General features: G+C 64.6%; 10 protein-coding genes. All 10 read left to right on the top strand.

Going from position 1 to position 13,159, the window contains the following annotated elements; all coding sequences use genetic code 11:
* Positions 1-61 precede the first annotated feature (61 nt).
* The 10 genes from OCH7691_RS15630 (at position 62) to OCH7691_RS15585 (ending at position 13,097) form a co-directional block, all read left to right on the top strand.
* The gene (locus OCH7691_RS15630; RefSeq protein WP_085884531.1) at positions 62-691 is read left to right on the top strand and encodes an XrtA/PEP-CTERM system exopolysaccharide export protein; all 630 of its coding nucleotides are present in this window, start codon (positions 62-64) and stop codon (positions 689-691) included.
* Positions 692-911: 220 nt separating this feature from the next.
* The gene (locus OCH7691_RS15625; protein ID WP_176245094.1) at positions 912-2,537 is read left to right on the top strand and encodes an XrtA system polysaccharide chain length determinant; all 1,626 of its coding nucleotides are present in this window, start codon (positions 912-914) and stop codon (positions 2,535-2,537) included.
* Positions 2,534-3,709: an XrtA-associated tyrosine autokinase gene (locus OCH7691_RS15620; RefSeq protein WP_085884529.1), complete on the top strand. Its 1,176-nt coding sequence runs from the start codon at positions 2,534-2,536 to the stop codon at positions 3,707-3,709. Before OCH7691_RS15625 ends, OCH7691_RS15620 begins: the two co-directional genes overlap by 4 nt.
* A gap of 117 nt (positions 3,710-3,826) precedes the next feature.
* Positions 3,827-5,248, top strand: coding sequence for a TIGR03016 family PEP-CTERM system-associated outer membrane protein (locus tag OCH7691_RS15615; RefSeq protein WP_176245093.1), 1,422 nt, complete (start codon positions 3,827-3,829; stop codon positions 5,246-5,248).
* 16 nt (positions 5,249-5,264) lie between these two features.
* A complete protein-coding gene (locus OCH7691_RS15610; protein ID WP_085884527.1) occupies positions 5,265-6,320 on the top strand; it encodes an XrtA/PEP-CTERM system-associated ATPase in 1,056 nt (351 codons plus the stop codon).
* Positions 6,310-7,260, top strand: a complete 951-nt coding sequence (locus OCH7691_RS15605) for an XrtA system polysaccharide deacetylase (RefSeq protein ID WP_085884526.1) — start codon at positions 6,310-6,312, stop codon at positions 7,258-7,260. Before OCH7691_RS15610 ends, OCH7691_RS15605 begins: the two co-directional genes overlap by 11 nt.
* Position 7,261: 1 nt before the next feature.
* Entirely contained in the window at positions 7,262-8,299 is a 1,038-nt protein-coding gene (locus OCH7691_RS15600) for a FemAB family XrtA/PEP-CTERM system-associated protein (protein WP_085884525.1), read from the top strand.
* Between the two features lie 4 nt (positions 8,300-8,303).
* A complete protein-coding gene (locus OCH7691_RS15595) occupies positions 8,304-9,503 on the top strand; it encodes a TIGR03087 family PEP-CTERM/XrtA system glycosyltransferase (RefSeq protein ID WP_085884524.1) in 1,200 nt (399 codons plus the stop codon).
* A gap of 47 nt (positions 9,504-9,550) precedes the next feature.
* The gene (gene xrtA, locus OCH7691_RS15590; RefSeq protein ID WP_085884523.1) at positions 9,551-11,140 is read left to right on the top strand and encodes an exosortase A; all 1,590 of its coding nucleotides are present in this window, start codon (positions 9,551-9,553) and stop codon (positions 11,138-11,140) included.
* Positions 11,141-11,156: 16 nt separating this feature from the next.
* On the top strand, positions 11,157-13,097 hold the full coding sequence (locus OCH7691_RS15585) for an XrtA/PEP-CTERM system amidotransferase (protein WP_085884522.1): 1,941 nt from the start codon (positions 11,157-11,159) through the stop codon (positions 13,095-13,097).
* The last annotated feature ends 62 nt before the right edge of the window (positions 13,098-13,159 follow it).

Here is a 13,159-nt window from a genome sequence, read left to right as displayed (position 1 = left end):
CGGTACCGTGCGCCACAAAAACGCGTCATGCCGGACGCAAGGTGAATAGGGGATAGATGGAATGAGGCCGATGCGACCTGGATTTTTCCTCGGGATTCTGCTGGCAGCCATGCTGGGGTTCTTGACCGCCTGTACCGGTGGCCCCGAACTTGCGCCTTCGGATACACCGGCGGTCGGCGCGGACACGCCCGACTATCTCATCGGGCCTGGCGACACGCTGCAGGTTTTCGTGTGGCGGAACGAGGACCTGAGCGTTTCGGTCCCGGTCCGGCCGGATGGCAAGATTTCCGTTCCGCTGATCGAGGATCTGGTCGCCGCCGGCAAGACGCCGACCCAGCTTGCCCGCGACATCGAGGATCGCCTCAAGCAGTTCATCCAGACGCCGATCGCGACGGTAATTGTCACCGGTTTCCTCGGCCCGCTGAACCAGCAGGTCCGGGTCGTCGGCGAGGCCGCCGAACCGCAGGCGATTCCCTATCGGGAACGAATGACGATCCTCGACGTTATGATCGAGGTTGGTGGGCTGACGGAATTCGCTGCCGGCAACAAGGCGATCGTGGTTCGCAGCTACACCGGGGAGAAACAGAATTTCCGGGTGCGACTTGATGACCTGCTGCGCGATGGCGATGTCACTGCCAATGTGCCGGTACTGCCGGGCGACATCCTGATCATTCCGCAAAGCTGGTTCTGATTGCCAGGCGGAGGCCGGTCGCCTGGTTAGGTCGGCCGCGTCGCAGGAAGGCACAGGCTATGTTTGCAACGGGCGCGGCGGACAGCGTGGAACTCTCGGGTTCCGCGCTGTTTGTCCGCTCGGGGTGACGATCGTCACCGCCGTGCGTTAAGGCGACATTTATGATTGTCGCCTATAGATGCAGGGCTCCCGCTGACCTTGGGGGATGACACACGGCAACATGATGAATCTGCAAGCACAAATATTCGAGATCATACAGGGAATATGGCGCCGCCGCTGGTACGCCATCGGCATCGCCTGGCTGGTCTGCCTGGTCGGCTGGTTCGTCGTCATGCGCTTGCCGGATGTCTACAGCTCGCAGGCGCGGGTCTATGTGGACATGGATTCCATGCTCCGGCCGCTGCTCAAGGACATCACCGTCGACACCGACCTGATCGAACAGGTCGCGACGGTGCGCAAGACGATGCTGAGCCGCGCCAATCTCCAGGAAGTGGCCCGGACCGCGGATCTCGATCTCGCGGTCAGGAACGAGAAGGAGATGGAAGCGCTTCTCAACGCTCTGGCCGAGGACATCAAGCTGGTCGCCGAGGGCAAGGACCTGGTGACGATCAGCTACCATCATGAGGACGCCAGGAAGGCTCAGGCGGTCGTGCAGGCCCTGCTGACGATCTTCGTCGAGCAGAATCTGGGCGAGAGCCGCGACGAGATGGAAACGGCGCGCGCCTTCCTCGACCAGCAGATCGCGGCGAACGAGCAGCGACTGCGCGACGCCGAGCGGAAGCTGGCGGAATTCAAGGCCGCCAACATCGAGGTCCTGCAGAGCCCGGGCGGCTTCTCGACCGCCGCCGCGAACGCCAAGCGGCAGATCGAGGACATGAACCTCAATTACCAGGACGCGCTCGCGGTTCGCGACCGGTTGCGTTCGACGCTGGCCGAGACGCCGGAATATCTCGAGGTCAACAGCCCCGCCGGCATGATCATTCGCGGCGGCAACGTATCGACGCCGCTCGAAAGCCTCGAACAGCGCATTCACGAGCAGGCGAGAACGCTCGACGACATGCTGACGCGCTATACCGAGCAGCATCCGGACGTCATCTCGCTCCGCAACACGATCAAGAACCTGCAGGAGCAGTACGAGCGCGAGAAGACGCGCGAGGAACTCGAGCGTGCCAGCTCCGGCGGGACGCCGGCCGGCAAGCAGCAGGTCCCGAACCCGCTCTTCGAACAGCTCAAGCTTCGGATGATCGAGGCGGATGCCGAACTGGCCTCGAAGCGCCGCCATCTGGCGGCCGCCGAACGCCAGGCGGCGCGCCTCGAGGAACTGGCTTTCTCGGCGCTCGATGTCGAGGCCAAGATGGCCGACTATTCGCGCGACTACGAGGTCGTGAAGAGGAATTACGAGGACCTCCTGCGCCGCCGCGAGGCCGCGGCGATGACCGAGGCGGTCGACCGCTCGACAAGCATCAAGTTCCGCATCATCGATCCGCCCGAGGTGGCGATGCTGCCCGATGGTCCGCCGCGCAAGATCCTGCTCGGCGCCGTGCTGGTCGTGAGCCTCGGAGCGGGCCTGGGCTTCGTTTTCCTGCTGACCCAGGTGGACGAGACCTTCAACAATGCGAGCCGGCTGCGCGAGGCGTTCGGCTTCAACGTTGTCGGTTCGGTTTCCGGTGTTATTTCCAAGGCGCGGCGAGGCCGGATGCGATTCGAACTGATGGGGTTCGTCTCGGTAGTCCTGGTTCTCGTGATCGTCTGTGCCGGCCTTGTCGTGGGCTCTGCCGGGATTTCGCAGCGACTTGCCAAACTCGACCTCCAAGAGGTCCAAAGCAGGTTAGAGCAGCTGATATGAACGAAGAAAAGCGTCAGCCGGATCTGATTGGCCGCGCCGCCGCCCGCTTGTCCGGAACCGGCGATCGCAAGGTCGGATTAATGGAGAAGGCGGCGCAGCGTCTTGCCGAGCAGGGCAAGGCGGCAACGCCGTCGGCCCCGCCCCCGGCCGGCGGCAACGGGCACGCGGCTGCCAGCGCCCCCGAGCGCGCGCCGGCGCCCGAGCAGCGGCTGTCCCAGAGCGGTGCCCGCCCATCGGCGGAGGCCCGCAAGTTCCGTCCGCGCGAAGGCGACGCCGGCACGGGCAAGCCGTCGATAGGCGCCGAGGCCGTTCGGCCGACGAAGCAGGACGTGCCGCCCGTCGAGGCGGCGACGCCCGCACCGGCGGCAAAGGCGGCCGCGGATGCGAAACCGGCGGATGGCGCCGGAAATGCCCGCAAGACGATGAAGTTCGCCACCCTCGATCTGGTGAACATGCAGCTCAAGGGCATGGTAACGCCGACCGGCGACCGCATGCGGATCATCGAGGAATACCGGATCATCAAGCGGCCGCTATTGAAGGATTTCGTTTCGGGCGAGCGGCGGATCCGGAACGGCAACCTGATCATGGTGACCAGTGTCCGCCCGAAAGAGGGCAAGACCTTCACCGCGGTCAATCTGGCGATGAGCATCGCGTCCGAACGCGACCTCAACGTGCTGCTCGTCGATGCCGACATTCACCGGCGGAACGACAACGGCTCGGCCATGGCGCTACTCGATGTGCAGGACGAACTCGGCCTGTGCGACGTGCTGGCCGATCCGCAGATCGACCTGGCCGACGTGCTGATACGCACCAACATTCCGAACCTCAGCCTTCTGCCGGCCGGCAGTTCCACGCACACCAATCCGACCGAGCTGTTCTCCTCGAACCGCATGGGGGCGCTGATCGCCGACATGTCGAAACGCTATTCGGACCGGATCATCATATTCGACGCGCCGCCCGTGCTTGCGAGTTCCGAGCCGAGCGTGCTGGCCGAGCATGTCGGTCAGGTGCTTTTTGTTGTAGAGGCGGAAAAGACCAATCAGTCTGCGATTTCTCAAGCACTGATGTTGATAAAGGCGTGTCCAAACATCAGCCTTATGCTAAACAAGGCGCGTTACGACATGGGTGGAGAGTCCTTCGGCTCCTACGCCGGATACTACCAGAGCACGTAACCGACGTCGTTTCGCATCGCTGGTTGGGGGAATATGGCTTCTCGAAAGCCCGTTCATTTCCGGCAGTCTGTCCTTGGTAGGTGCATAGCGCTCGCGCTCGCTTCGAGTGCCATCGCCTTGCCGGCGAGGGCTGACTGGCTTGTGGAGCCGCGCGTCGAGACCGCCATCAGTGCGACGGACAACGCGCAGGGCGCGACCAAGGCGGAAAAGCAGGATGCCGATCTGTTCGGCACTGTCGGGCCGGGGATCAACATCCTGGGCGAGGGCGCGCGCGTGCGCCTCAATTTCAACGGCAGCGTCCAGTACAACAAGTACCTTCAGGAATCCGATCTCGACGACGCCTCCGGCAATGCCTTCGGCATCGGCCGGGTCGAGCTGTTCGAGGATCGCTTCTTCGTCGACGGCAACGTCAATTACCGTCAGCAGCTGATCGACCGCACGGCGAGCGGCAGCACCGACAATGCCCGCATCGACAGCGAGAATACCACCGACCGCTTCGACTATTCGATCAGCCCCTACTATCTGGAGCGTTTCGGCGGCTGGGTCGAGACGCAGACCCGAGGAGTCTTCGGCCAGACCCTGTTCGATCCGCTCGGCCGCGGCGATACCCGGGCCTCGTCGAACGCGACGACCGTGGGGCTCAGCCAGTCGGTCGCCAGCGGTGCCCGGTTCACCAGCTTCTTCTGGAACGTCACCGGCGAAGTCAATCGCAGCATCCGCGACGACGACGACAACACCTACTTCCAGGTCCAGCGCGTGACCGGCGATACCGAGTATGTGATCAACCGGACCTGGGCGCTGCTGGGCACTGTCGGCATCGAGGAATACAAGGATACCGGCTCGACCGTTCCGGACGGCTACAACGGCGTCTTCTGGCTTGTCGGCGCGCGCTGGACCCCGGGGCCGCGCACGAGCCTCTCGGCCAGGGTCGGCCGGCGCTTCGGTGGCATGAGTTATGCCGCCGAGGGCAGCTACATCCTCGGCCCGACGACGACGATCTCGCTCAGCGTGGACGACACCGCGACCGTCGGCCAGGCCCGCAACGGCGTCAACTTCTTCAATATGCTCGTCGAGAACGAGGACGGCGTGATCATCGACGAGACCACCGGCCTGCCGGCGGACCCGAATGATCCCAACGATGATCTGACGAACGGCGACGCGATCACGCGCAACCGGACCATCAATCTCTCGCTCACAGGCTCGACCGAACGGAACGATTTCTCCTTCTTCACGTTCTTTACCCAGCGAGACACCGAGGCAACCGGACGCGAAGCCCGCATTTCCGGCCTCGGCGGGCGCTTCAAGCGCCGGCTGACGCCGCTCCTGGACTGGAATGTCGCGGCGCGCACCTCATATACGGATGATGATGCGATCGCCAATACCTACCTCACCACCAACCTTGGCACGTCGTTCGATTACAGGTTTAGCGATAGCTTAACAGGTAGCGTCGAATATTCGTTGTTCGACAGGCGATCCGACGACGAAACCAACGAACGACAAGAGAATCTGGTCTCGGTCCGCCTCGTAAAGTTCTTCTAATGCGCCGATCGAGGTTATGTACCAAGAGTTCTACAAACTGGAAGCGCTGCCGTTCCAGCTGACGCCGGACCATCGCTTCTTCTTCGGCAGCGCCGCCCATAACCGGGCGATGGCGCATTTGACCTATGGCCTCGCCCAGGGCGAGGGTTTCATCATCATCACCGGGGACGTGGGCGCGGGCAAGACGACGCTCGTCGGCTATCTGCTGTCGACTCTCGATCCGGATCGCTTTGTCGCCGCCAAGATCGTCACCACCCAGCTTGAAGCGGACGACATGCTGCGCATGGTGAGCTCGACCTTCGGGCTGCCGACCGAGGGGCTCGACAAGGCGTCGCTTCTCAATCGTCTCGAGGCATTTCTCGAGGATGTCCATGAAAGCGGCAGGCGGGCGTTGCTCGTCGTCGACGAAGCGCAAAACCTGTCGGTCCGAGCGCTGGAAGAGCTTCGCATGCTCTCCAATTTCCAGATCGGCGAGGTGACGCCGCTGCAATGCTTCCTGCTCGGCCAGCCACAGTTCCGGCAGATCCTCGCCAATCCGGCGCTCGAGCAGCTTCGCCAGCGGGTCATCGCCTCCTACCATCTCGGGCCACTCGCCTCGGCCGAGACGCGGGCCTATGTCGAGCACCGGATGAAGCTCGCCGGCTGGGACGGCGATCCGGAGATCACCGGCAGCGCCTACGAGCAGGTCCACAAGATCACCGCCGGCGTGCCGCGCAAGGTGAACACGCTTTTTTCACGAATCCTTCTTTACGGTTACCTTGAGGAGCTGCACCGGATCGACGGCCCGGACGTGATCCAGGTCGCCGAGGAGCAGGAGCAGGAGATCGGCCAGATCATCGATTCGACGCCGATGGGGGAGATTTCGCTCGAAGAGCCGATGGTGCATGCCTCGGGCAAGGGAACCAACGGTTCCGGCAGCCGCCACGAGGACAGCCCGACCAACGGCGCTGCGGCGATCGACACCCGTCGGATCGAGAATCTGGAAAGCCACGTCGAGTTGCACGATCGCATCATCAAGCGGACCCTTAGGGCGATCGCATCCTATCTGGAAGGACGGCCGGATGACCGGTGAGAGCGGGAATTCGACATTTCGCGTGGCGGACGGGCCGGTTGCCGTGACGCCGACGCGGGAAAGCGGCCGCGCGCGTGTCGCCGCGCGGACCCAGAATGCCCTGACGATCGATGTCGAGGACTATTTCCAGGTCCAGGCCTTTGCCGACATCATCGACCGCAGCCAGTGGGACGCCATTGCGCCGCGCGTCGAGGCCAATACCGAGCGCGCGCTCGAACTGTTCGACGCCGGTGGCGCCAAAGCGACCTTCTTCACGCTGGGCTGGGTGGCAGAGCGCTATCCGGCACTGATCCGCCGGATCGTTGCCGAAGGGCATGAACTGGCCAGCCACGGCATGGCGCATATCCGGGCCGACAGCCAGGACCGCGCCGAGTTCGACGCCGATATCCGCCGGGCAAAGGAACTCCTGGAGGATGCCGGCGGGGTCGAGGTTCGCGGCTACCGTGCCGCGACCTTCTCGATCGGCCGGAGCAACATGTGGGCGTATGAAAGTCTCGCCGAGGCCGGCTACCACTACAGCTCCAGCATCTACCCGGTCAGCCACGACCTGTACGGCTTGCCCGACGCCTCGCGGGACCCGTTTCACCCGGCCGGCGACAACGGTGTCGTCGAGATCCCGATGAGCACCCTGCGCATGGCGGGCCGCAACTTCCCGGCCAGCGGCGGCGGCTATTTCCGGCTGCTGCCCTATCCGGTCTATCGCTGGATGGTCGCGCAGCTCAACGGCCGGGAAGGGCGTCCCTGCATCTTCTATTTTCACCCGTGGGAGATCGACCCCGACCAGCCGCGGCAGGACAACGCGACCTTCCGGTCGCGCTTCCGCCATTACACCGGGCTGGAGCGGATGGCGGGAAAGCTCGGGCGCCTGCTCGAGGATTTCTCGTGGAGCCGGATGGACGCGGTTTACCACGACGTCATCGCGAACCGGCAGCGGAGCTGACATGAGCCTTACTCTTCGGCCTTTCGGCGAAGCGGACGCCGAATGCTGGGACGCGTTCGTGCGCGCCTTTCCCGAGGGCACGTTCTTTCACCTCGCCGGCTGGCGGCAGGTCATTGCCGAGGCCTTCGGGCATCGAGAGCACTACACGATCGCCGAGCGTTCCGGCCAGATCGTCGGCGTCATGCCGCTGTTCCATCTGAAAAGCCATCTCTTCGCAAACGGCCTGATCTCTGTGCCCTTCTGCGTCTATGGCGGGCCGCTCGCGCTGGACGAGGAGACCCGCAAGGCGCTCGATGACCACGCCGTCGCGCTGATGGGGCAGGTCGGCGCCGATTTCGTCGAGTTCCGTTCCCGGGTGCCCTCGCGGGCCGACTGGGTCTGCCGCGACGATCTCTATTTCGATTTCAGGAAGCCGATCGCCGAGGACGCCGATGCGATCCTCAAGTCGATCCCGCGCAAGCAGCGGGCCGTGGTCCGCAAGGTCATCGACGCCGGCGAGGTGAGCGATGCGGTCGAGGACAACATCGACAATTTCTACCGCGCCTATGCGGAGGGCGTGCGCGACCATGGCACGCCGATCTTCGGCAAGCGCTATTTCCAGAAGATCGTCGACGTGTTCGGCGACGCGGTCGAGATCCGCACCGTCAAGGATGCCGACGGCAGGGTGCTGAACTCGGTCATGTCGTTCTACTACGGTGACGAGATCCACCTCTACTATGCCGGCGGCGCGCCCGACGCGAAACGCCGGGGGACCGTGCATTACCTCTACTGGCGGGCCATGTGCGGCGCCCGGGAGAAGGGCTACTCGGTCTGCAACTTCGGCCGCAGCAAGGCCGGCAGCGGCGGCTACGACATGAAAAGCCACTGGAAATGCGACGTCGCGCCACTGACATACGAATTCCGCCTGAAAGAAGGAAAGACCCTGCCGGACTTCAACCCGCTCAATCCGAAATACCGGTTGCAGATTGCGATCTGGCGGCGCCTGCCGCTGCCGGTCGCCAATCTCGTCGGCCCGTTCGTCGCCCGGAACCTCGGCTGAGCGAATGGCCGATCTTCTGTTCATTTCCCATCGGGTCCCGTATCCGCCGGACAAGGGCGACAAGATCCGGTCCTGGCATTTCCTGAAGCGGCTCGCGACGCGATATCGCGTACATCTCGCGGCCTTCGTCGACGACCCGGCCGATTTCCAGCACGAGGCGACGCTGAGGGAGGTCTGCCATTCGGTCGGGCTGGTGCCGCTCCATCCGACCTGGGCGAAGGTTCGCTCGCTGCAGGCCTTTCCGGCCGGCGAGCCGCTCACCGTGCCCTATTTCCGCGATGCCCGGCTGGCCCGCTTCGTCGACCGCATCGGTGCCGAGTTCTCGCCCGGGCATGTCTTCGCCTTTTCCTCCGGCGTCGCTGCCTATGCCATGAACGGCCGCTTCGCCGGGGCGCGAAAGGTGCTCGACATGGTCGACGTCGATTCCGACAAGTGGCGGCAATATGCGGACCGCCATTCGGGGCTGATGCGCTGGGTCTATCGGCGGGAGGCGCGGCAACTGCTGGCCTTCGAGAAGCGCGCGTCGGCCGCCTTCGACGCGACGATCCTGGTGTCGGAGGCGGAAGCCGAGCTTTACCGCGGGCTCGCGCCCGAAGCGGCATCGGACACCTTCGCGATCGAGAACGGCGTCGATGCGGAATTCTTCGATCCGGCCATCGCCCAGGACGATCCCTATGGCGGCAATGGCGCCGGGACGATGGTCTTCACCGGGGCGATGGACTACTGGCCGAATGTCGACGCCGTGGTCTGGTTCGCCGAGGAAGTCTTTCCGGGGATCCGCGCCGCGCGGCCCGATGCCGCCTTCTGCATCGTCGGCGGCAAGCCGGCGAAGGAGGTCCAGGCGCTGGCCGAACGGCCGGGCATCAGCGTGACGGGCAGGGTGCCCGACGTCCGCCCCTATATCGCCCATGCCGGGCTGGTCGTCGCGCCGCTTCGCGTTGCCCGCGGGGTCCAGAACAAGGTCCTGGAAGGGATGGCCATGGCGAAGACCGTGCTGGCGAGCCCCATGGCGCTGGAAGGAATCGACGCCGAGGCGGGACGTGAACTGCGGGTCGCCGATGCGGCCCCGGATTTCGCTGCCGCCGCGCTCGATGCGATGGAGAACCCCGATCCGGCCATGGGCGAGAAAGCCCGTCGCCGGGTCGTCGAATGCTATAGTTGGGAAGCGGGATTCGGCCGCCTTCAGTCGCTGATCGCATCCTGAAGGCTTTCTTAAAGGCTGACGGCCCATAACTGGGATAGTTGGACGCCATGCGGGAGCAGGAAGTGGACTTGGCCCATCAGGACGGACAGGCCGGTGCCGCGTCGGACGGCAACGATGCCGATCACCGGCTGTGGCTGATCGCCGGCGCTGCGCTCGCCGGGCTGCTCGCCTATCTGGGATTCCTCTACCGCGATTCGGTCGCCTCGCTGGTGAACGTCTGGTACGGCAACGAGACATACAACCACGGCTTCCTGATCATCCCGATCTCGCTCTACCTGGTCTGGGATCGGCGGCATCTGTTCCGCCAGTACCTGCCGCAGCCGCAACCGTGGCTGGCGATCCTGTTCCCGATCCTCGGGTTTGGCTGGCTGATCGCCGAGGTCGCGAGCGCGGCAATCGGTCAGCATCTGATGCTGATCCTGATGATCCAGCTTGCCCTGTTCGGCGTGTTCGGGCCGAAGGTCTACCGGGCCTTCCTGTTTCCCTTCGCCTATCTGCTCTTCATGCTGCCGGTGGGCGAATTCCTGGTGCCCCACCTGCAGGATTTCACCGCGCGATTCTCGGTCGTCTTCCTGCAGATGCTGAACATCCCCGTCTATATCGACGGGGTCTTCATCACGATCCCGAACGGCCGTTTCGAGGTCGCGGAAGCCTGCGCCGGCATCCGCTTCCTGATCGCCAGCATCGCCTTCGGCTTTCTCTACGCAAACCTGGTCTATCGCAGCTTCGGGCGGCGCCTGATCTTCGTCGGACTGTCCTTCGTGGTCCCGGTCATCGCCAACGGCTTCCGCGCCTTCGGCATCATCATCATCGCCCATCTGAGCGACAACGAGCTCGCCGTCGGCGTCGACCACCTGGTCTATGGCTGGTTCTTCTTCGCCTTCGTGCTGATTCTGCTGATCTGGATCGGCATGGCCTTCCGCGAGGACAATCTGCCGGCGCCGATCGGTGAACGCCCGGCCGCGGTGAAGCCCACAATGCGCGATCGCCGGGCCGGCGGCTCGATTGTCATAACCGTGATGCTGGCGGGCGTCCTCGCGACGGCGGCACCTGCCTATGCGCTCTATATCGCCGGTCTCGGCGGCTCTCTGGCGACCGAGGCCGTGCCGGCGCCGCAATCCCGGTCGCCCTGGTCGGTGGTTGCCCGCCAGAGCGTCTGGTCGCCGAGCTTTCCCGGCGCCGACGCGATGCTGCACCGGGTTTACAGCAACGGCGAGCGAGACGTCGACCTGGTGATCGCCTACTTCGCCCGGCAACGGCCCGGCGCAGAGGTCATCAGTCATCACAACCGTCTCTATGACGGGGAAACCTGGCAGCGGACCCGCAGCTACACGGTCAACATCAAGTTCGACGGCCACAAGGTACCGGTGACGGTCAAGGACCTGGTCGGCCCGGGCCGGCGCCGCATCGTTCTCGATTTCTGGTGGATCGACGGCGGTTACGGCAGCGGTGGCGTGAAGGCGAAGATCGCCCAGGCCAAGGGTGAACTCATCAGCGGTCGCCGGGATGCCGCCGCGATCGTGCTTTCCGCGCTTTACGAAGACGATCCCGGCGCGGCCCTGAAGCGGATCGAAGACCTGCTGGAGCATATGGCACCGATCGGACCGTTGCTGTCCGGAATTCGCCCCGACGCCTGAAACGGAGAGAGCGACAATGTGCGGCATAACCGGCATTTTCGACAGCAGGGGCGGGCGCGAGATCGATCGCCGGCTGCTCGTCGCCATGACCGATCGCATCGCCCATCGCGGTCCCGACGGCAGCGGCTATCACCTCGATGACGGCATCGGCCTCGGCCATCGCCGACTGGCGATCATCGACCTGCATTCCGGTGACCAGCCGCTCTACAGCGAGGACCGCAAGATCGCCGTGGTCTTCAACGGCGAGATCTATACCTACCGGGCCCTGCGGGCCGAGCTCGAAGGACTCGGCTACCGATTCCGCACGGACAGCGATACCGAGACCATCGTTTATGCCTGGCGCGAATGGGGAGCATCCTGCGTCGAGCGCCTGCGGGGCATGTTCGCGATCGCGCTCTGGGACGCGGATCGGGAAACGCTCTTCCTGGCCCGGGACCGGCTCGGCAAGAAGCCGATCTACTACACCCTGACCGAAGACGGGCGCCTGCTGTTCGCCTCCGAGCTCAAGTCGCTGCTGCTCGATCCGGCGGTCCGGCGCGAGATCGACCGCGAGGCGGTCGAGAATTATCTCGCCTACGGTTACATCCCGGACCCGCAGACGATCTATCGCGGCATCCGCAAGCTGCCGCCGGCGACGACACTCTGCTGGCGCCGGGGCGAGCCGATGCCGAAGCCGGTGCGCTACTGGAAGCCGAGTTTCGTCGAGCAGCCGTACCGCGACAGCGGCGAGGCCGAAGCGGAACTGGTCTCGCGCTTCCGCGAGGCGGTCGACATCCGCCGGGTGTCGGACGTGCCGATCGGGGCCTTCCTGTCCGGCGGTGTGGATTCGAGCGCGGTCGTGGCGATGATGGCGGGACTGCAGGAGGAACCGGTCAACACCTTCTCGATCGGCTTCAGCCAGCGCGAATTCGACGAGAGCGAGTATGCCGCGGCACACGCGGCCCGTTATCACACCAACCATGTCGCCGAGGTCGTCGAGGCCGAACGCTTCGACCTCGTCGACCGTCTCGCCGGTATCTACGACGAGCCGTTCGCGGATGCCTCGGCGCTGCCGACCTTCGTGGTCAGCGAACTGGCGCGCCGCCACGTCAAGGTGGTGCTGTCCGGCGATGGCGGCGACGAGGTCTTCGCCGGCTACGATCGCTATCTCTGGCACCGGCGCGAGGAGGCGTTGCGGCGTTGTCTGCCCGACGCGGTCCGCCGGCCGCTGTTCGGCCTTGCCGGGCGGATGTATCCGAAGATCGACTGGGCGCCGCGCTGGATGCGGGCCAAGACGACCTTGCAGGAACTCGGGATGGACGCGGTCGGCGGCTATTTCCAGGCCGTGTCGGTCCTGAACGACGAGATGCGGGCCGGCGTGCAAAGCGTCGCCTTCCGCCGTGACCTGGGCGGATACGGGGCGGCGGAACTGCTGCGCGGGCACATGGGCGAGGCCGGGACCGATGATCCGCTTGCCCAGGTACAGTACGCCGATCTGATGACCTGGCTGCCGGGCGACATCCTGGTCAAGGTCGATCGCGCGAGCATGGCCAATTCACTCGAGACCCGCGCGCCGCTGCTCGACCACGAACTGATCGACTGGGCGTGCGGATTGCCGGGCGATCTCAAGCTTGCCGGCGGCGAGGGCAAGCACGTGCTGAAGCATGCGATGGAACCCTATGTCAGCGATGACATTCTCTATCGGCCAAAAATGGGGTTCTCGATGCCACTGGCGCGCTGGTTCCGCGGTCCGCTTCGCGAACGGCTGCGCGCGGCGGTGACCAGCGAGGCGCTTTCGGACAGCGGCCTGTTCGACATGGCCCGCCTGCGGCGCCTGGTCGACCAGCACCAGTCCGGCCAGCGCGATCACCATGCGGCGCTCTGGTCGATCCTGATGTTCGAATCCTTCATCCGCTCGGTGCATGAAAGCTCGCCGCTCGAGGGCCGGGCCGGCATGCAGGAAAAGTTGAGTGCCTGAACGGTCTATTCAGCCAGTCCGGGAAGTCGGACAGGCCTGCCATCGCGTTCGATAATGTCGGA

Source organism: Oceanibacterium hippocampi (assembly GCF_900172325.1).
Classification (GTDB): Bacteria; Pseudomonadota; Alphaproteobacteria; order Sneathiellales; family Sneathiellaceae; genus Oceanibacterium; species Oceanibacterium hippocampi.
The sequence above is the reverse complement of the archived record's forward strand: the minus strand, read 5'-3'. Positions and strand labels throughout refer to the sequence as shown.

What these genes read in the sequence shown, in the direction of transcription:
- OCH7691_RS15625 (WP_176245094.1), top strand. Translation starts at nt 912, where the DNA reads ATGATGAATCTGCAAGCACAAATATTCGAGATCATACAGGGAATATGG.
- OCH7691_RS15600 (WP_085884525.1), top strand. Translation starts at nt 7,262, where the DNA reads ATGAGCCTTACTCTTCGGCCTTTCGGCGAAGCGGACGCCGAATGCTGG.
- OCH7691_RS15610 (WP_085884527.1), top strand. Translation starts at nt 5,265, where the DNA reads ATGTACCAAGAGTTCTACAAACTGGAAGCGCTGCCGTTCCAGCTGACG.
- OCH7691_RS15605 (WP_085884526.1), top strand. Translation starts at nt 6,310, where the DNA reads ATGACCGGTGAGAGCGGGAATTCGACATTTCGCGTGGCGGACGGGCCG.
- OCH7691_RS15595 (WP_085884524.1), top strand. Translation starts at nt 8,304, where the DNA reads ATGGCCGATCTTCTGTTCATTTCCCATCGGGTCCCGTATCCGCCGGAC.
- OCH7691_RS15585 (WP_085884522.1), top strand. Translation starts at nt 11,157, where the DNA reads ATGTGCGGCATAACCGGCATTTTCGACAGCAGGGGCGGGCGCGAGATC.
- OCH7691_RS15630 (WP_085884531.1), top strand. Translation starts at nt 62, where the DNA reads ATGAGGCCGATGCGACCTGGATTTTTCCTCGGGATTCTGCTGGCAGCC.
- xrtA (WP_085884523.1), top strand. Translation starts at nt 9,551, where the DNA reads ATGCGGGAGCAGGAAGTGGACTTGGCCCATCAGGACGGACAGGCCGGT.
- OCH7691_RS15620 (WP_085884529.1), top strand. Translation starts at nt 2,534, where the DNA reads ATGAACGAAGAAAAGCGTCAGCCGGATCTGATTGGCCGCGCCGCCGCC.